At 40.4% G+C, this 19,414-nt stretch carries 20 protein-coding genes; 13 read left to right on the top strand and 7 right to left on the bottom strand.

Annotation, left to right across the window (positions count from 1 at the left end):
• Positions 1 to 192 precede the first annotated feature (192 nt).
• Both TY15_RS02405 and TY15_RS25080 read left to right on the top strand, forming a co-directional pair.
• Positions 193 to 1,338, top strand: coding sequence for a DEAD/DEAH box helicase (locus TY15_RS02405; protein WP_040206195.1), 1,146 nt, complete (start codon positions 193 to 195; stop codon positions 1,336 to 1,338).
• 158 nt (positions 1,339 to 1,496) lie between these two features.
• A complete protein-coding gene (locus tag TY15_RS25080) occupies positions 1,497 to 1,631 on the top strand; it encodes a hypothetical protein (RefSeq protein WP_257000245.1) in 135 nt (44 codons plus the stop codon).
• A 229-nt stretch (positions 1,632 to 1,860) separates the two neighbouring features.
• Here TY15_RS25080 and TY15_RS02410 read toward each other — a convergent pair whose 3' ends face one another.
• The 3 genes from TY15_RS02410 to TY15_RS02415 all read right to left on the bottom strand — a co-directional run bounded on the left by TY15_RS02410 (position 1,861) and on the right by TY15_RS02415 (position 4,188).
• Positions 1,861 to 3,390 (bottom strand): FAD-dependent oxidoreductase, encoded by a 1,530-nt coding sequence (locus TY15_RS02410; protein ID WP_040206196.1) that lies wholly within the window; start codon positions 3,388 to 3,390, stop codon positions 1,861 to 1,863.
• Positions 3,391 to 3,559: 169 nt separating this feature from the next.
• Positions 3,560 to 3,709: a hypothetical protein gene (locus TY15_RS24600; protein ID WP_179301770.1), complete on the bottom strand. Its 150-nt coding sequence runs from the start codon at positions 3,707 to 3,709 to the stop codon at positions 3,560 to 3,562.
• Between the two features lie 104 nt (positions 3,710 to 3,813).
• The gene (locus TY15_RS02415) at positions 3,814 to 4,188 is read right to left on the bottom strand and encodes a DUF1360 domain-containing protein (protein ID WP_096911866.1); all 375 of its coding nucleotides are present in this window, start codon (positions 4,186 to 4,188) and stop codon (positions 3,814 to 3,816) included.
• Between the two features lie 134 nt (positions 4,189 to 4,322).
• Here TY15_RS02415 and safA point away from each other — a divergent pair, with 134 nt between their 5' ends.
• The 11 genes from safA to TY15_RS02470 all read left to right on the top strand — a co-directional run bounded on the left by safA (position 4,323) and on the right by TY15_RS02470 (position 15,076).
• Entirely contained in the window at positions 4,323 to 4,937 is a 615-nt protein-coding gene (gene safA, locus TY15_RS02420; RefSeq protein ID WP_040206197.1) for a SafA/ExsA family spore coat assembly protein, read from the top strand.
• 152 nt (positions 4,938 to 5,089) lie between these two features.
• Positions 5,090 to 5,434: a lmo0954 family membrane protein gene (locus tag TY15_RS02425; RefSeq protein WP_040206198.1), complete on the top strand. Its 345-nt coding sequence runs from the start codon at positions 5,090 to 5,092 to the stop codon at positions 5,432 to 5,434.
• A gap of 93 nt (positions 5,435 to 5,527) precedes the next feature.
• A complete protein-coding gene (locus tag TY15_RS02430) occupies positions 5,528 to 6,172 on the top strand; it encodes a PspA/IM30 family protein (protein WP_040206199.1) in 645 nt (214 codons plus the stop codon).
• Positions 6,173 to 6,368: 196 nt separating this feature from the next.
• On the top strand, positions 6,369 to 7,103 hold the full coding sequence (gene liaF, locus TY15_RS02435) for a cell wall-active antibiotics response protein LiaF (RefSeq protein WP_040206201.1): 735 nt from the start codon (positions 6,369 to 6,371) through the stop codon (positions 7,101 to 7,103).
• Positions 7,100 to 8,149, top strand: coding sequence for a sensor histidine kinase (locus tag TY15_RS02440; RefSeq protein WP_040206203.1), 1,050 nt, complete (start codon positions 7,100 to 7,102; stop codon positions 8,147 to 8,149). The genes liaF and TY15_RS02440 overlap by 4 nt, the downstream gene beginning before the upstream one ends.
• A complete protein-coding gene (locus TY15_RS02445; protein WP_040206204.1) occupies positions 8,142 to 8,774 on the top strand; it encodes a response regulator transcription factor in 633 nt (210 codons plus the stop codon). The genes TY15_RS02440 and TY15_RS02445 overlap by 8 nt, the downstream gene beginning before the upstream one ends.
• Before the next feature lie 143 nt (positions 8,775 to 8,917).
• Positions 8,918 to 9,766, top strand: coding sequence for an iron uptake system protein EfeO (efeO, locus tag TY15_RS02450; RefSeq protein WP_040206206.1), 849 nt, complete (start codon positions 8,918 to 8,920; stop codon positions 9,764 to 9,766).
• A 36-nt stretch (positions 9,767 to 9,802) separates the two neighbouring features.
• Positions 9,803 to 11,044, top strand: a complete 1,242-nt coding sequence (efeB, locus tag TY15_RS02455; protein WP_081799328.1) for an iron uptake transporter deferrochelatase/peroxidase subunit — start codon at positions 9,803 to 9,805, stop codon at positions 11,042 to 11,044.
• 30 nt (positions 11,045 to 11,074) lie between these two features.
• A complete protein-coding gene (locus TY15_RS02460; protein ID WP_040206209.1) occupies positions 11,075 to 12,841 on the top strand; it encodes an FTR1 family iron permease in 1,767 nt (588 codons plus the stop codon).
• A 295-nt stretch (positions 12,842 to 13,136) separates the two neighbouring features.
• Complete coding sequence (locus TY15_RS02465; protein ID WP_040206211.1) at positions 13,137 to 14,471, top strand: polysaccharide biosynthesis protein; 1,335 nt, start codon at positions 13,137 to 13,139, stop codon at positions 14,469 to 14,471.
• 98 nt (positions 14,472 to 14,569) lie between these two features.
• Complete coding sequence (locus TY15_RS02470; protein ID WP_244440874.1) at positions 14,570 to 15,076, top strand: RNA polymerase sigma factor; 507 nt, start codon at positions 14,570 to 14,572, stop codon at positions 15,074 to 15,076.
• Positions 15,077 to 15,122: 46 nt separating this feature from the next.
• Here TY15_RS02470 and TY15_RS02475 read toward each other — a convergent pair whose 3' ends face one another.
• The 4 genes from TY15_RS02475 to TY15_RS02490 form a co-directional block, all read right to left on the bottom strand.
• Positions 15,123 to 15,761: a Bax inhibitor-1/YccA family protein gene (locus TY15_RS02475; RefSeq protein ID WP_040206215.1), complete on the bottom strand. Its 639-nt coding sequence runs from the start codon at positions 15,759 to 15,761 to the stop codon at positions 15,123 to 15,125.
• Positions 15,762 to 15,810: 49 nt separating this feature from the next.
• Positions 15,811 to 16,203 (bottom strand): large-conductance mechanosensitive channel protein MscL, encoded by a 393-nt coding sequence (gene mscL / locus TY15_RS02480; protein ID WP_040206217.1) that lies wholly within the window; start codon positions 16,201 to 16,203, stop codon positions 15,811 to 15,813.
• Between the two features lie 160 nt (positions 16,204 to 16,363).
• Positions 16,364 to 17,596, bottom strand: a complete 1,233-nt coding sequence (locus TY15_RS02485; RefSeq protein WP_040206218.1) for an aminopeptidase — start codon at positions 17,594 to 17,596, stop codon at positions 16,364 to 16,366.
• 345 nt (positions 17,597 to 17,941) lie between these two features.
• On the bottom strand, positions 17,942 to 19,213 hold the full coding sequence (locus TY15_RS02490; RefSeq protein ID WP_040206220.1) for an MDR family MFS transporter: 1,272 nt from the start codon (positions 19,211 to 19,213) through the stop codon (positions 17,942 to 17,944).
• Between the last annotated feature and the right edge of the window lie 201 nt (positions 19,214 to 19,414).

Consider the following 19,414-nt stretch of genomic DNA (forward strand, 5'->3'; position numbering starts at 1 on the left):
TAGACACCCTAAGATTAATACGATAGTATCAATAGGATGTGGTAATACAAATAATAAGAGAAGAAACTGCTCATTCTATTTTCATTCTTTCCTGCCAAAACATCCTTTATGGAGAAGGGCAGGGCAGTGATCTATCTTCCAAAAATATAAATTCAAACATAACAAATATGATTTTGATTAAAGGAGTTCAAAATGTTAAACACTTTAAAGCCGTTTTTGCAGGAAGCATGGCAGAAATCAGGATTCCAAACCCCAACCATCATACAAGAAACTGCCATTCCACTCATATTGGAGGGCAAAGATGTCATTGCGGAGTCTCCTACAGGAACAGGGAAGACGCTTGCCTACTTACTACCATTGTTAAATAATATTGAAACGAAGGGGATTTCCTTGCAGGCAGTTGTGCTTGCCTCATCGCAGGAGCTTGTCATGCAGGTCTACCAAGAATTTCAAAAATGGTCTGAGGGAAGCGGGATAAGAGGAACTTCCATCATTGGCGGAGCAAACATGAAACGACAATTAGAAAAATTAAAAAAGCGCCCCCATGTCATTTTTGCGACACCAGGACGTTTACTTGAATTAATTAAGCAGAAAAAAGTAAAAATGCATGAAGTGAGAATGGTCGTTCTGGATGAAGGGGACCAGTTATTAATTCATGAGCATCTTACCACCGTGCAAAATATTTTGAAGTCAACTATGAATGACCGTCAAGTCGTTCTATTTTCAGCGACCATGAAACCAGTTACGGAGAAATTGGCAAAAGAAATGACAAATAATCCTGAGATTCTACGAATTGAAAAGGATGAAATGGCTTCTTCCGGGGAAGTAGAGCATATTTATTTTTCGTGTGAGCCAAGGGATAAGATTAAGTTGCTTGAAAAAATTGCTCGTTTAGAAAAAAGTAAGTCGCTTGCGTTTATTAATGATATTGGTGAAATTCAAGTTTTTAAAGAAAAGTTGTTGTTTAAAGACTTATCAATCGGCGTTCTCCATAGTGATATGAAAAAGCTCGAACGGCAGGCGGCCTTAAAAGCATTCCGTGATGGGAAAATGAAGATGCTAATTGCTACGGATATTGCGGCACGTGGTCTTGATATTCAAGGAGTTACCCATGTCGTCCAAATTGACTCTCCGAAGGACATTGCCCAATATGTGCATCGGGCTGGCAGAACCGGAAGGATGGGGGCAAACGGCACGATCATCTCGCTTGTAACCGAACGGGAAGAACGAGAACTGAAGCGTTATTGTCGTGAGTTAACTATTCCGCTTCATAAACAAGTGTTCTATCAAGGAAAAATCGTATCAGAGGATCAAAGAAATCAAAAAATAAAGCGTTAAGATCGGCAGTGGAAGAGATTCCACTGCTTTTTTAAATGCCTATATAAATGATGAGTGGCTTGAAGAAACGACAATCTCCCTCATGCAGAGAGTTTAGAATAGGTACCAATAAATTCAACCATACTATTAGTGAATTTCTTTAAAAGGAGATGGATGGTATGGGAAGAACGAAGCTTGGAAATGCCAATGCCCAACGGAATAACAATCGGAAAAAAGGGATGAAATCAAGTGAAGAACTTGTTGAATTTTCAACAGGTGAAGATGTAAAGCGGAATCGTCCTAATAGCAAATAAAAACGCAATGCCTCCTGCATATGAGCTAGGAGGCATTCCGTTTTTTGGGCCGAAAGGAAAGCATAACTTTCCCTTCAGGCATAAGTGCAACTACGCCTCTGTCTTCGCCCTTAGGGGCTCGCCAGTCGGTGAGTTTTCTTTAAAATCTATATCTACATTTAAGTATGTTCTGTGTGAAAAAGTAGAAGTAGGCGGACTCTACATCTACTTTCTTCCTCGGTCCTCACTATCACTCTTCTTTAAGAATGGTCAAAGCTCCTTTAGCAGGTCCTTCAATGATATCGCCGGCATACGAATACCGTGAACCGTGGCATGGGCAGTCCCATGATTTTTCTGCATGATTCCATTCACATTCACAACCAAGATGGGTACAGGTTGTGTCGACGACGTAGAGTTTCCCATTCTCGTCTTTATAGGCACCGGCCCTTTTTCCTTTATACATGACGACAGCGCCTTCCCCATCCTGCAAATCATCCGTGATCTTTTCAACAATGGCAAGCTTTCCTTTAATTAGATGCTTTGCTACATCCGCATTAGTGGATACCATACTTTTTACATCTGGATCCGCTTGGAATCGTGAAGGTGAATAGAGCTCCTCGTAGGGGTTTCCTCGACCAATGACATAATCGGTCAATAAGTGACCAGCAAGAATACCAGTTGTCATCCCCCATTTTTTATAGCCAGTGGCAATTAGAATGTTCCTTCGATCAGAGGTTATCGGACCGATATAGGGAACCTTATCTAACGTCACCAAGTCTTGGGCCGACCAGCGATAATCATATTCCTTAATGCCAAAGACTTGTTCCGCAAATGCTTGTAGTGCTTCATAATGCTTCAGGGTGTCAATTCCCTGCCCTGTTTTGTGGTTTTCGCCGCCAATAATCAGCAATTTCTCCTCATTAAAAGGGGTATAACGAATGGAACGTGTAGGGCTGTCCGCACTAATATACATGCCGCCAGGGTAGTCCTGATCTGTTTTAATGGCGATTGCGTATGACCTTTCCGGATACATTCTGGCAAAATAAAGGCCAGGTCGATCGTAGAAGGGAAAATGAGAGGCAATGATGACTTGGTTGCAGGTCACCTTTTGCCCTGATTTCGTAACAACCTTTGGTTGTGAATCATCATCTTCAATATCCTTAGCGGTCGTATTTTCATATACAGAGCAGCCTGCTTTGACCGCTTCCTCCAAGAGGGCTCTCAGGAATTTAAGGGGATGATACTGGGCTTGATTCTTCATCTGGAGAGCAGCTTTGACGGGGACCTTAATTTCAAGTAAATCTTTTAAGGCACCATCGATATTGAGACTTTTATAGGCTTCCCACTCTATTTTCAGCTGATCGACATACTGATCGGATTCTGCATAGACATAGGCATCTTCTTTGCTAAAATCACAATCAATCTGCTTCTCCTTCACGCTGTCTTCAACGAATTGGATGGCCTTTATATGTGATTCATAATAAAGTCTTGCCTTTACTCTTCCAAAGTGATTGATCAATTCGTCATAAAGTAAACCATGCTGAGCAGTTAATTTGGCTGTAGTGTGCCCAGTTGTTCCATTCAAGACATTGCCTGCTTCAATAAGAGCGACTTTTTTTCCCTCCTTTGACAATAAATAAGCTGTCGTAATACCAGTTATGCCTGCCCCGACAATCGCTACATCTACCGAAACATCTTGCTCTAACTTAGGGAATGTCGGCAATTCTATTTCCCGCCAGTAGGTTTTTGGAAATTTAGGTTCTTTTTTAGCTGAACTCATATGTATCCTCCTGTATCAAAATATTCACATGTTTAATTTTTCCTAAAGTGTACAAATCATGTGATGAAGGAAAAACTTTATTTAACTAAAAAAACCCTGTTATTTGACAGGGTTTCAATGTTGTAGGGGTACGGTGGTTCAATAAGGATTAAGCAAGCAGAGGCATGTATTAATCTGGTTTCTGCTCGGATTTCAATTCATCAATGCGTGCTGCATCGTCTGAGTGGAGTGCTTTATTCAAAAAATGAAAAAGAGTCCCTGCTACTAAACCAAGACAAAGGACAAAACCGATCGTTGTTACCCACCAAATTGCCGACATTGGAAATCCCCCTTTTTGTAAAGCATGAGTGTCAAGAAAGACCTAATGCTCTCTAAAATATATGCTTACAGGGGAAGAATTTTTCCAATGACCTTTCGCGGTTGTTAGTCCTTTTTCTTTAGCTCGGAATAATAATCAACCTTTTTAATATTAACACCGACGAACGTTTCGATAATCGATTGGCCGCCAGCAATCGAGAAAATCATGATAAACACAAAGGTTACTTTTGGAAATAGCAAGTAGCAGCCGCCAATTAAAATGGCGCTCCATACACCAGCACACCAATAACATTTCAATAAATAACCAAATAAAGAAGTGGGTACTTCCTTTGTTTCAACACCATTCTCTGTTTCGATCTTCACCTTTTTGACAAAAGGTCGACGCAAAAATTCCGTGATTTTATCAAAAACAATTAAATGTGTTAACCGATAGCTTGCTAAAATCAACATAATATAAGTCATCCAGGAAATATCCGTCACATTACTGTCCTCCAAAACCTTTTGATGATGGCTAAATCAATTACTCTATGCAGATGGGAAAGGAATTTTATTTTCTCAGTTTCTTGTATATTTTGAGCTTGAAATCAAAATTATATATCGGAGGAGGGAAAAAAATGAAAAAATCTTTTTGGATAGGTTTGCTGTTTTTACTATCTTTTTTCTGTATTCCAAGCGTTTCTTTTGCTCAACAAATATACACAGTGCAGCCAGGGGACTCGCTTTGGAAGATTGCTGTAAAGTATCAAGTTGGAATATCTGAAATCATTCAAGCAAATTCACAATTTAAAAATCCCAACTTGATCTATCCAGGGCAAAAGGTCAACATACCAGATTTAGGCGGTGTGAAATCGATTGAAAGCCAGGTCATCTCATTGACGAATCAAGAACGTGCGAAAAATGGTCTTAAAGCATTAACGCCCGACTGGGAGCTTTCCCGTGTTGCGCGCTACAAGGCGATGGATATGCTGGATAAGAATTACTTTAGTCATACAAGTCCAACCTATGGCAGTCCGTTTGATATGATGAAGAACTTCGGAATTTCCTACCGTTCAGCTGCTGAAAACATTGCGGCAGGGCAAACGACGCCAGCCTCTGTGGTTCAAGCATGGATGAACAGCTCAGGACATCGGGCGAATATTTTAAGCACACAGTCTACCTATATCGGCGTTGGCTACGCACAGGGTGGTTCACAAAAATATTACTGGGTACAGATGTTTATTTCAAAATAAAACAAAAAAGGGTCAGTTCTTGAGCAGGAAGCTTAAGGGGCTGACCCTTTCTACGTCTTTAGACCGAGATGAAAATCAAGCTTAGGCGCAATTATGAGAAAAGGAGAAACACGGTAAGATGAGAGTAAGAAAAGAAAGGAGTGAAAAAACAAATGAAAAAATTTGGATTGCTATTAGCTGGTGGAATTGCAGCTGTCATTTTGCTATCAACGATAGGTCCAATGGTGGGGTTACTTGTTAGCATGGCGCTCCTGTACTTCATCTTTAAACAATTTTTAAAAGCAGAATCCACAGGTAGAAAAATTGGCCTAGGAATTATTGGATTTATCGTCTTAATGGCTTCTATCCACAACGCACCAGCTATTATCGGCGTGGCAGCAGCGTATGTTCTATATCTTGTTTATAAAAAATGGAACGAGAATAAGCCTAGCAAAATCAACCACGAATCAGATCCATTCGTTAATTTTGAAAAGCAGTGGAACGAATTAAAACATTAATATGAAATGCTGGACTAATGATCAATTAGTCTTATGGACAACAGAACTTCGAAAATAAAAAATACACATTAACTTTATAAGGAGAGAATAACTATGACAAACTTATTTACTAGAATTAAAAATACAATTACTGCTGATTTACACGAGGCTCTTGACCAAAAGGAAAAGAAAAATCCAATTGCCCTTCTCAATCAATACCTGCGCGAATGTGAAATAGAAACAGAAAAGGTTAGAAACCTGTTAGAACGTCAATATACATTAAAAGAAGAATTTACCAGAGAATATCACGAAGCAGCGAAGTTAGCTGAAAAAAGGAAGTACCAAGCGGAGATTGCTGCCAAGGCAGGAGAATCGGAATTACATCAATTTGCTTCTACCGAGCATGATCAATATGCGGAACGTGCCAACCGTTTACGTGCATCCCTTGATCAAGTAAATGGTCAACTTGGGGAATTAGAAAGAAAATATGAAGAAATGAAGCACAAACTAAAAGATATGCATCTTCGCCGCATGGAATTAATGGGTCGTGAAAATGTCACACGTGCTAATCTTCGGATCAACCAAGTGCTCGATGCTAATACGTATTCCGATAAATCCTACTCAAAATTTAAGGATATTGAAAATTATTTAGATCGCTTAGAACATCAAATGAATAGCTCTTTTTACCGCAGTACGATTGATGCGAGGATTGCTCAAATCGAAAAAACAGGAAAATTGGAAGAAAGCAAGTCCATATAATCCTGCTTATGGTATTCTAAAAGAAATGCCATACGAGTAAATAACGGCTATGTTCGACGATCGTGCTAGACAGTGCCCGAATGACAATGTTATATTTTTCATTATGAAAGGCGTAGGTTTCTGCGCCTTTTGAACATATAAAAAAATAGAAACAATATAAATAGAATCCAAATGCTATAAAAAGGGAGGGTAGCCAATGTTTAAAAATGCAAAAAATGATTATATAGGCTGGCTCGTTATCATCGGAATTGTCATTTTGCTTTTAGAGATTTTATTTTTTAACAGAGGGCTGATATTCTCCCTTTTTATATCAGGTGGAATGATTTATTTAGGCAGAAAGAAGTCTGGGTCTAAATTAGGAAAAATTCTATTTATTGGCGGGATTATCTTCTTTGTCCTAAGTATCGTCAATATGATGACGTTTAAATTTTTACTGTTGGCCATATTAGTGCACTTTTTCATTCAATTTATTAGTGCTAAAAAGAATCCTAAAAAGGTGATACCTGAAATCGTTACACCTGAACCCACTCAGCAGGAAGAAACCTTGATTAAATCAGAGCCACTGTTTGGAAATATCCTTTTAGGGCAGCAAAAAACGCCGATTGGTGTTTATGAATGGGACGATGTCAACATCCAAACGGGGATTGGTGATACCATCATTGATCTTAGTTACACGATGCTGCCTAAGGGGGAAACGGTGATATTTATTCGCAATATCATCGGAAATATTCATATTCTTGTTCCTTATGAAATTGAAGTGAGTATTCACCATTCTTGTGTAGTGGGTTCTACAATGGTATTTGGTAGCCATGAACCTAAAATGTTCAATAAAGTGTATCATTTAAAAACACCTGGCTATGAACAGTCTGAGCAAAAAGTGAAAATTTTCACTTCATTAGCAGTGGGGAATTTAGAGGTGAGCCGGATATGAGTACAACTCAGCGGCAGATTGTCTGGAGTGTCGGCTTTGCCTTTCTCATCGCTCTTATTGTTGGAGCCGTTTTTATTGTTGTATTTCCACTACATGATTGGGCAGAATTATGGAATCGGGATTTCATGGATATTCCGATTGTTATTTTTGTCCCAGCCTGTAGCATTGCCATCGGAATACTCTTAGGTGGCACATCGGGCTTTTTTTGGCGAAAGCAGTTTCTCTCAATTGAGCATTCCCTACACCAATTGGAGGAAGGCAGACAATTAGACGTCAAGGGGAAACCGACTGTTACTGAAATGCAATCGATTGCTGAACGGATAGACAAAATTGGTAAACAAATGTCTGAGCAGGCTAAGCTGTCGCAACGATTAGCAACAGAAAAGGTAGAAGATCAGGAAGCCAGAATTCAGGAAATTATTGAGCAGGAACGGAATCGACTTGCTCGTGAATTACATGACTCCGTTAGCCAACAGTTATTTGCTGCGTCGATGATGATGTCGGCAATTAACGAAACAAAGGGACAATCGGAAAATGAACGAGAAGCAAAACAACTAAAACTAGTAGAAGAGATGATCCATCAATCACAGCTTGAAATGAGGGCACTATTGCTTCACTTACGCCCTGTTGCCTTGAAAAACAAAACGCTCCACGAAGGAATTGAGGAGCTGTTAATCGAATTATCTCTAAAAGTAAGTATGGATATTAATTGGAAAGTAGAGTCATTTCAGTTAGATAAGGGTGTAGAAGATCATCTCTTCCGGATCCTGCAGGAATCTGTTTCCAATACGCTTAGGCATTCGAAGGCAAGTAAGCTTGATGTATTACTGGTCAAGCGAGATGATCTTGTCATTTTAAGGATTGTTGATGACGGTATCGGCTTTGAAGTAACCGAAATGAAAGCAGGCTCTTATGGGATGCAAAATATGCACGAGCGGGCCGTTGAAGTGGGCGGGACGTTAAAGGTCGTAAGTGTAAAAAATAAAGGAACAAGGCTAGAGGTAAAGGTTCCGGTGATGATTAATGGAGATGGTGGGAATGATTAGAGTAGTATTTGTGGATGACCATGAAATGGTGAGGATTGGGGTTTCATCTTATTTATCAGCGCAGCCAGACATAGAAGTCGTCGGAGAGGCCGGAGATGGAAAAACAGGAGTGGAACTTGCTCTTGAACTTCGTCCGGACATCATCTTAATGGACTTGGTGATGAAGGAAATGGACGGGATAGAGGCGACTAGACAAATTATCGAACAATGGCCTGAAGCAAAGGTGATTATTGTGACAAGCTTTTTGGATGATGAAAAGGTTTATCCTGCACTCGAAGCTGGCGCGACTAGTTATATGCTGAAGACCTCTAAAGCAAGTGAAATTGCTAATGCTGTTCGGGCTACATATCACGGCCAATCTGTGCTTGAACCAGAAGTAACCGGAAAAATGATGGTGAAAATGCGCCAAAAGAGTACTCATTTACCACACGAAGATCTCACCGGCCGCGAATTAGAAATCTTATTATTAATGGCAGAGGGAAAAACCAATCAGGATATTGCGGATGAATTATTCATTGCCCTAAAAACGGTTAAGACCCATGTCAGTAATATATTAAGCAAGTTGAATGTACAAGATCGAACGCAAGCAGTCATTTATGCGTTTAAGCATTCGCTCATAAAATAACGTTGAAATAAAAGTCTATCTGAAAACTATTTCAGATAGACTTTTATTTTTTTTAAAATATAATTGATAATTCTTCTCAAGTGAGTGTATGATGGTAATGAAAATGATTATCATTATTAATAACAGTGAGGGAGCTTAAAATTATGAAACTAGTTAAATTGTCAGGCATTTTCCTACTATCAAGCAGTCTTTTATTTGGTTGTTCCAATACGGAGAATACGTCATCAACTGAAAAAAAGAAGGAAACAAACAATACAGCTTCAAAGGCACTTGAGAATGTAAGTAAGGAATACCGGGAATATGCTGTTGGTGAAATTGAAGAATTTGTCAAGGCAACAGAGGAATTTACCAAAGCCGTGAAAAATGGTGATTTAGAACTCGCAAAAACTCTTTATGGACCAGCTAGGATGTATTATGAGCGCTCAGAGCCAATTGCCGAAGTGTTTGGGGATCTTGATCCAAAAATCGATGCGCGTGAAGGCGATGTTCCGGATGAGGAATGGGGTGGCTATCACCGGATTGAAAAAGGTTTATGGGTCGATCACACAACCAGCAGCTCCGAGCAGTTTGCCGAACAACTGATGAAGGACGTTAACCTATTACGCGCCAAAGTAGATACGGTTGAGGTGACCCCTGATCTATTAATCACTGGAGCCGTTGACTTACTAAATGAGGTTTCAACATCCAAAGTGACCGGGGAAGAGGATCGTTACTCACATACCGATTTATATGACTTCGCAGCAAACGTTGAGGGAGCAGAAAAAATCTACCAGCTTCTCAATCCAGAATTGAAGAAAAAGGATGAGGCACTCTCCAACGAAATTCAAACCCGTTTTGATGCGATCTATAGCCTGTTAAATAAGCAAAAAAGCGGTGATGGCTACAAGCTTTATACGGAATTGACGGAAGCACAAGTGAAAGAGCTGAGCCAAGCCATTGATGCTCTAGCAGAACCATTATCGCAAATTGGGATTGTTACGGAGGCGTCTTAATTGACCAAAAATACAAACCTGCAGGATGGAACCAAGATGTCGCGCAGAGATATCCTTAAAACAGCTGGGGTTGGAGGCGTTGGCGTCATCCTTGGTGCATCGGGACTCGGCGGCATCCTTACATTGAACGAAAGTAAAGCAGCGACTTCTAATTTAACAGAAACCATCCCGTTTTACGGGGAACATCAAAGTGGAATCACAACAAAAACCCAAAACCATGTCTATTTTGCATCCTTAGATGTAACGACGACAAAAAAAGCTGAGGTCATCCAGTTGTTTAAAGACTGGACAAAAGCAGCAGCCCTGCTAGCAGAGGGAAAGGCGGTTGGGGAACTGTCAAGTAATGAATTTCTTCCTCCGAAGGATACAGGCGAAGCAGCGGGCTTATCTTCAGCCAATTTAACCATTACCTTCGGTGTCGGTCCAAGCTTATTTGTGAAGAACAACGAGGATCGGTTTGGATTAAAACAAAAGCAACCTAAGGAACTAGTCGACCTGCCGGCATTCCCGTTAGATGCGCTTGAAGAGGCGTGGACTGGTGGGGATATTTGCATTCAAGCATGTGCCGATGATGTACAGGTGGCCTTTCACGCCGTTAGGAACTTGATTCGGATTGCCAGGGGAAAGGCTATTTTACGGTGGGCACAAACCGGATTCCAGCGTACAAAACAAGCTGATCCTAAATCGGGGACTCCCAGAAATTTATTTGGCTTCAAAGATGGGACAGCAAACCCAGATGTGAAGAGTGAAAAAGAAATGGATGAGCACGTTTGGGTTCAGCCTGGTGATGGGCCTGATTGGTTAGTGAACGGCAGCTATCTGGTTGTCCGCCGGATTCAAATGTTTATTGAGGTGTGGGACAGAACAACCTTAAAGGAGCAGGAAAAGACATTTGGCCGTAATCGTGATAGTGGGGCACCGCTTGGACAAAAGGATGAATTTGAAAAACTTAATTTGGAGAAGAAGAATGCTCAGGGTGGATTTCACATCCCAGAAGATTCCCATACCCGACTTTCTCATGGGGATGGTACGCAACAAATTCTTCGACGAGCTTATTCCTATGCTGATGGGATGGATGTGAAAACAGGAAGCTTTGATGCCGGCTTACTTTTTCTATGCTTCCAACGAGCCCCAAGTAAACAATTTATTCCTATCCAGACGCGGTTAGCGAAAATTGATAAATTGAATGAGTATACATCGCATCGTGGCAGTGCTCTTTTTGCCTGTTTACCAGGAGCAAAACAGGGTGGCTATATTGGGGAAACATTGTTTCATTAATGTTTCTCGGTTCATGGAGGAGAGAGACCAATGTGCTATTTAAGAAAAGTTACTAAATTTCTTCCACTTTTTCTGTTGCTTACTCTTTTTGTTCAACCACATCTCCCTGTTACAGCAGCAGGAAATCATGATGAACTTTTCGTGTTGATTGGTGATAGCTTGATGAAGGTGAAGGATGGAGATCAAGAGGCGATTTCCAGGAATATGGAACAGTTTGCTCGCGATTGGAAAGCCATTAAGCAAACCGACAGTAAGCAGGCTAAAAGGGTAAGCCTAGAACTTAAAAATATTCAAATCCTCTTAGCCGATCAATCGAAAGATATTGAAGCAATATCAAAGGGGCTATCATCCCTGTCGAGTGCAGTCGTTTTATATGATCAGGAACAGAATCCCCCAGATAAAGCAAAAGGCAAAGAGCAAGTCAGACAGATACTGCCACTGATCAATAACCTGAAGACATCAGTAGAGACTGAAAAATATTCTGCTATACAAGCACAATACCAAGCGATGCTGAACCAATGGAACGCTGCCGAAAAGGCTGTTCATGATGAAAGTATTGCGGCCTATGGAAATATAGAAAAAGAGATGGCGCTCATTCGGATTGCCATAACCCAAGAGCCAGCAGATTGGGGAAAGGCCAAGGTGAACCTTGATCAATTGACGGGTGAAGTTGATGATTTCCTAGCGGGAAAGATAACGAAATCGGTAAACGAAACACATTCGCTTTCAGAGATTTCCACGTTATTAACGAAAGTAGCGGAACAGATCTCAGAAAAAGATTATCAGAATGCCAGTGAACAATTAAATCAGGCTCTGACTATATGGCCAATGGTGGAAGGAGATGTGCAGACAAGAGATAGTAAGCTGTATAGTGACATCGAAACAAAGATCCCTACTGTGATTAGTATCCTCGAGTCGAAAACCGTCAAGGCCGAAAAAGCCACGGCGATTGTGAAGGATTTACACTCACGGCTAGCACCATTGCTCAGCAAAACAAACTACACAATGTGGGATGCGGCACTAATTTTGTTACGCGAAGGTTTAGAGGCTTTATTAATTGTGGCCACCCTACTAGCCTTTTTGAAAAAAATGGGTCAAACTTCTATGCAGAAGTGGATATGGGTCGGGGTTGCTGCAGGGATTGTTGCCAGTGCAGCGCTGGCAATCGTGATCAATCTAGTTTTCTCGCAAATTGTGGCGGCGTCAAGCCGTGAATATATTGAGGGATTAACGGGTGTGATTGCAGTTGCGATGATGCTGATTATTGGTGCTTGGCTTCATAATAAATCGAGTATCGGTAATTGGAATCAGTATATTCACCAACAAATACAGCAAGCGATTGCTAAAGGTAGTCTTATTTCATTTGCTGTAATCAGCTTTCTGTCTGTCTTCCGGGAAGGGGCAGAGACGATTATTTTCTATGCCGGCATAACACCCTATATAAGTTTTATGCAACTCTTGACAGGGGTTATTCTCGCCATTGCTATTCTAGCTATTATCGGTTTTGCGATTATCAAATATAGCGTAAGAATTCCGATTCGATTCTTTTTTAAAACAGCCACCATTCTTATTTACTTTTTGGCATTTAAGATTCTCGGTATTAGTATCCATGCCTTACAAATATCGAAAGTGGTTTCAACCACGACAGAGATCAAATTGCCGTTCATTGATTGGTTAGGCTTATATCCGACATGGGAGACAACAGCAACCCAAGTTCTTTTACTGGTAGTGATTATACTTTTTACCTACTGGGTAAAAAAAAGAGACAGCAAACAAATCATCATAACCAATGTCTAAAAAGGGCTCTTGTCAGAGCTCTTTTTAATTTTGGCTTTGTTAAACCTCGTTGTTAATTTTTTCACTTAGTTGATTGGAGCGGAAGGCACGAGACTCCTGCGGGAAAAGCGAGTCAGGGGAGACCCCGCAGGAGCAAAGCGACGAGGAGGCTCCCGACCGCCCGCGGAAAGGGAGTGCCTGGAGCGGAAATCAACGGGTAAATTTAATAGAGCTTTAATTTTTAAAAATTCCCTACTATTCAAGATACTTGTCTCATAAATTTAGTAAAGAGATGAAAAAAAGGGAGATTTGGAAATTGGCTATCTATTATAAAGGAATCTTTTTTTTAGCTGCTTCTGCTTTTTTAGGTGAAGGAATTGAAGTCTTGGTAAATATGATTCTTGCCCGTGAGTTAGGTTCGCATGGCCTGGGCCTCTACATGTCCATTTTGCCCTCCATCTTTCTCATCGTCTTATTGTCGAGCTTCGAATTACAGGTGTCGATTTCTAAGTTTATCGCTGAGCGAGAGGAGCGCTACCATCGAAATATTCTCTACCATGCCATCACGATTACCATCGTCTTTACAAGTGTTCTCTTCTTGATTACTGCCGCCAGTCTTCCGTTTATCCCTGTATTTAATACGTATCATCCCTATATAAGATGGCTTGTGATGATTTTAATCCCAGTTATTTCGTTCACTTCTGTGGCGAGAGGCTATTTTATGGGGAAACAGCAGATGGGCAAGATTGCCGTCTCTAACTTTATAAGAAAAATTATTCAACTCGCCGGATTGTTTGTCTTGTTTCGCTTTTTTGCCTTTAATGAGGAATCCTCCTTATTAATTGCGATTGGTACCCTTATTGGCAGTGAAATTGTCGTCTTTCTCTACTTAATCTATCTGTTCATTATTCAATTTCAACAATTGAAACGCCAGCCATTTTCCAATATGAATCGGAAGGTAGTTCGAAAAAACCTAATGGCAGTATCGATCCCAACGACAGGGCTACGACTGTTTTCAGCTTTTACTAATGCCATTCAACCGTTTCTCATTAAGGGAGCCCTCGTCTACTCAGGAATGAGCAACACGCTTGCGACTGAACAATTTGGGATGTTAATGGGGGTGGCCGCGTCGATTGGGTTCTTTCCGGCGTTTATTGCCCACTCTTTAATGATTGTTCTCATTCCAGCTGTATCAAAGACCTATTCACAAAAGGACTTTCCGACCTTACAAAAAATGCTGCAACAAGTGATGAAACTCACGCTTTTATACGGCATTGTAGCAGTAACCATTTTTTACTTTTATGCGCCCGAGTTAACAGCCCTATTTTTTAAATCTGCGACATCGGCAGTTTATTTGCAAATGCTTTGGCCGTTTTTCTTATTCCATTTCTTCATCATGCCGATGCAAGCGTTTTTGATTGGACTTGATTTATTGAAGGAAGCGTTTATTCATATTGTTTGGTCTACGCTTATTTCATATGCCTTAGTTCTGTGGCTGGGTTCTTCTCACGATTGGCAGATGAATGGGGTGATTATTGGCATGAATACGGGCTCCGTATTGTTAGCACTCATGCATTATCTAACGATTTGTAAAAAGATAGGTGTTTCGATTTTTATGAAAGGGGTTATTCAAAAGGCAACCGAACAATAAAAATTTTTCAAAAAAATTCTTCTAAGGTGTAGGGGGGGCTGCTGTCTTTTCCGTCTATTTATATGAAAGTGTTTTACCGAGGGAAAGGATGGAAAGCGATGAATACAACATTTGAGGACTTAGTAAATGAATATGGGAAATCCATTTTTAGATATATTTTATCGTTAGTGAAGCATAAAGAGCTTGCAGAGGATCTTTATCAGGAGGTATTACTATCGGCATATTTAGCCTATCCTTCGATTAAGGAGCCCTGTAAGTATAAAAGCTGGCTGTTTACGATTGCCATCAATAAATGTCGTGATTATTGGCGTAAGGAAAATAAGGCAAAACAGTTTTGGCAAGAAGAGGTGTATTCATACTCAGTTACGGTTGAACCGAATGTCATTCCTGAGGAGGAAGTATTACATAAATATTCGGCCCAGCAAATGGCTGAAAAAGTCATGACGCTGCCAGAAATATATCGTTCGCCCATTTTTCTTTATTACTATCAAGATTTAACGCTAGTAGAAATAGCGAATAAAAGTAATTTGCCCATGTCTACGGTGAAGACTAGAATGAGACGCGCGAAGGACAGGCTAAGGCCAAAGATGCAGTCATTAGCCTAAATAAATAAAAAAAAGGAGCTTGAATTTTTTCAAGCTCCTTTTACAACTAGTCTCTGCTATTAACAATTCCTAAGATTCGAAGGATACTGATGAATAGGTTAATGAAATCTAAGTATAGGTTTAAGGCCATTAATGGTACTTCCTCTGCTCTTACTCCGTAGTGCTTCATGCGGCTGATATCAAAAAGAACGTAACCACTGAATACTAAAACGCCGATAAAGGAATAAGCAAGCATTCCGCCTGAACTTAACGGGAAGAAAATATTAAAAATTGAAATCGCCACTAAAGCTAATATGGCTGCAAGGAGAAATCCTCCTAAGAAAGAAAAGTTATGTTTAGACTTTGCTGCGTAAATAGCAATCCCTGTAAAGACAACGGTTGTACTAGCAAAAGCCATGACCACAACGTTTGCCCCTGAAGTAAGTAAGTAATGCGCTACGATTGGGTATAAGGTAATCCCTGAAATAAAGGTAAAGATATACAGGAACGAATAGGAAATCATCTTTTTCCTTCTAAAAAAGAAAGCGGCCATTAACATGACGAACTCCACAATCATTAACGGCATGAATAAACCAGATGGTACAACAAATGCGCCCGCCATTGTTCCTAAGAAGGCAATCGCTAAAGATAGAGCAAAGGTCCTTAGAACAGAAGGCATATATTGTGTTGATGTTTGTGTGTACAAATTTTTTCACCTCAAATGAATTTGTTACTTAAGATATACGTTTAAGTGGTCAAGATGTTTCGTTTTTTCTAAGAATTTCTTTGTTTTCTTTTAATAAATCACGAATCTCCGTTAACAGCTCTTCTTCTTTACTTATTTTTTCGACGACAGGTGCCGGTTCTTCTTTCTTTCGAAAACGGTTAATGAATTTGACAAACAGGAAAATGGAAAAAGCGATGATGAAAAAGTCAACGACTGCTTGAATAAATTTTCCGTAAGCTAAACCGTAATAAGCAAGGTCAGCAAAGGTGTTTGTTTTCCCGACTAATAATCCGACCAAAGGCATGATGACATCGGCGACAAGAGAAGAGACAATCTTCCCAAACGCCCCGCCAATAATGACCCCGACGGCTAAATCAACGACGTTCCCTTTCATGGCAAACTGTTTAAATTCGTTCCACATGTAAAGTCCCTCCAAACATGTTCTTCTTTTCTTAATTGACCATTGTATCCTTAATCGAGCAGGAAAAGCAAACAGTTTGTTTTTACAATTATATCCAAGGTGAAGCTCTCTTATATAAAGAAAAGGGCAGAGAAATCTCTGCCCTAGTGTCGCTAACCGGTTAAAATGCCCAATTCCCTGCTCTAAAGACAGGTTCTACTTTGCCGTCAGCCGTAATGCCATCGATATCCATCTCAGCTGAACCAATCATGAAATCTACATGTGTAATACTTTCATTAAGGCCATTTTGGGCTAGTTCTTCGGAGGACATTTTCTTACCACCCTCAATACAGAAGGCGTAGGCACTGCCAATTGCTAAATGGTTGGAAGCATTTTCGTCAAATAAGGTATTGAAGAAAAGGACATTCGATTGTGAAATCGGTGAGTTAAAAGGAACGAGTGCTACCTCACCAAGATAATGGGAGCCTTCATCCGTATCGACAAGACGTTTTAAAATATCTTCGCCTTCCTCCGCCTTCACACCTACAATTTTTCCATTTTCGAACGTAATCGAGAAACGATCAATGATGTTGCCTCCATAGCTTAATGGCTTCGTACTTGCAACGGTACCATTTACCCCTGTCTTCAACGGCACGGTAAAGACTTCCTCCGTCGGCATGTTGGCCATAAATTCAATTCCTTTTTCATTGGTACTGCCTGCACCAACCCAAAGATGTTTTTCCGGAAGTTCGATTGTTAAGTCAGTTCCTGGCGCAGTATAATGAAGCTTTTGATACCTTTTTCCGTTTAAAAAAGCGACCTTCTCATGAAGAGTTTCATCATGCTTTTTCCACGCATTAACGGGGTTTTCGGTATCGATCCGAACCGCTTTAAAAATAGCATCCCAAAGCAGATTGACTTGATTTTCTACTGGCTCATTTGGGAAAACCTTGGCCGCCCAAGGTACAGATGGGACTGCGACAACGGTCCAACTCACTTTATCTGTTTGCGCTGCCTTGCGGTATGGAGCTAACGCCTTACCAGCTGCTTTATTGAAGTTGGAAATCCGTTCAGGATCCACCCCCCTTAGCAAATCAGGGCTTGTAGAAATGACCGACATGAAGGCTGCCCTTTGGTCGGCCAGCTCTTCCATTTCCTTTGCCCGCCACACAGGGTATTCAAGGAATGCTTCGTTTGGAGCTAGATCGTATTTAGTGCGGGTAACGGTGTCGTCGTTCCAGTTGACAATAACGTTGAGGGCACCGGTTTCGTATGCACTTTTAACGACCAGACGGACAAAGTCAGCGGCATCTAACGTAGCGTTCACGACAAGGGTTTGCCCAGGTTGAATATTTACTCCTACCTTAACGGCAAGCTCAGCATATTTTTTAAGATTAGTTTGAAATTCACTCATATGTATATCTCCTTTTTCAGAATCTTCCTATATTGTAGCTTTTTTTGAGTAGAAAAGGAAATTGCATAGGCGTTTATAGCAAAAAAAAGTAGAGATGTTCATCTCTAACCGTAACTTGCTGCCATATACTTTTATATTAAAATAAACTCCTGCTGAAAATAATGCTAAAAAGGTAATAATACCAGATACTGAAGTCGGAGACATGAATTGTGATAATTCCATTATTCCCACCGCCCTTTGGAAATGTTTACACTATAATTATAATACTTAAAGGGGTAGATGTGAACAAATTGTTACAATTTCGTTAATTTATTAACTTTTCACCTTGAAAGGCTTTGGCATCCATTATACGGGTAAACGAGTTTTTTGTTTTTCAAACACAGAAAACATTAGCCAGTATAATCCAGCGCTGACAAGGGCGAGTAGGCAAAGGATGATAAAGGTCCAGTCATAGCCAATCCAAACTGTCAGCGGAATTGACAGGGGTGCAATCGTTTTGGCGAGTGTGAAGCGTAAACTGGCTGCAGCGAAATATTGTCCACGGATATGGTCTGGTGCTAGCTTCGAAACAAAGCTTTGCTGCAGGCCGGCCCCCATCAACTCAGCAAAAGTAAACACAGCCATGGCGATAATTAGTCCCCAAATCCATTGTGTTTGGCTGAAAATGATAATCGAGATCGCATAAACAACTGAAGAAAGAACAAACACATTTCGTTCATTATATTTGCTCATCCATTTCGTAACAAATACCGTTAACAACGCAACAAAGAAACCATTTTCAGCTAAAACAAGCCCAAAAGCCTGTTCACCCTTGATTGCAACGCTCCAATCACCAATGGAAAATAGCTGCTGATTTTTCACAAAATCTTTAATATAAACGGGAATCAATAGGTCCAATTGCATAAAGGTTTGACCGGCTAATATTCCTGCAATAATGAATAAAAGAAAGGCCCGATCCTTTACAATCAGTCCGTAATCTTTAAGCTGATTTGTTAAAAAGTCATACCATTTCCCATCACTAGATTGCGAGTAACGCCCCTGCATAGGAACGGTCTCACGTGTCAATTTTGCGAGAATAAAGCCTAGCATGATTCCGATGGCACCAGCGGAAAGTAATAGCTGGAAGCGATAATGAACATAGAAAATAGCGCCAAGGATCGGACCGATGACAACAGCAATATTAATAGAAGTATAAAAAATGGCAAATACAGAGCTTCGATGTTTTTCCTCTACTAAATCTGCTACCATGGCTTGGCTAGCCGGCCAGTAAAAGGATCCGAACACTCCAGCTAATGCAAAGGAGATAAATCCTAGCCATGGCGACTGTATCCAAGGCGAACTGGCGAGGGCAAAGCTTAAAAACGATAAACCTTGTCCAATCGCAGAAAGAACCATCATTCTTTTCCTGCCAAAACGATCCGCACAATAGCCGCCCATCAGGTTAGCAAGAACAGAAAATATTTGCGAAAAAACTAATAAAAAACCAGCTTTATTTTTACCAAACGCTTCAGCAAAATAAATGGTCATAAATGGATAAAACATCCAAAAGGTAATGTTCAACATTGCTTCTGCAAATAGCCGAACCTTTAAATTTGTATCCCAATCCCTTATCCTCATGATCGATCCTCGTTTCTTTCTATTACATGCCACTCCATCATACTATCCGGATGGAAGAGCATTCAAGAAAAAAGAAGGAATCGCTCGGATTGACCTACCGCTCCATGATTGCTTGATAATGAACGAAAGGCTTCGGAATAACTGAATCCATTCGAAACGTATGCTATAGTTAACTTACGGAAATTTGAAAGGATGTTTTAA

The organism is Neobacillus jeddahensis, from assembly GCF_000612625.1.
GTDB lineage: Bacteria > Bacillota > Bacilli > Bacillales > Cytobacillaceae > Neobacillus > Neobacillus jeddahensis.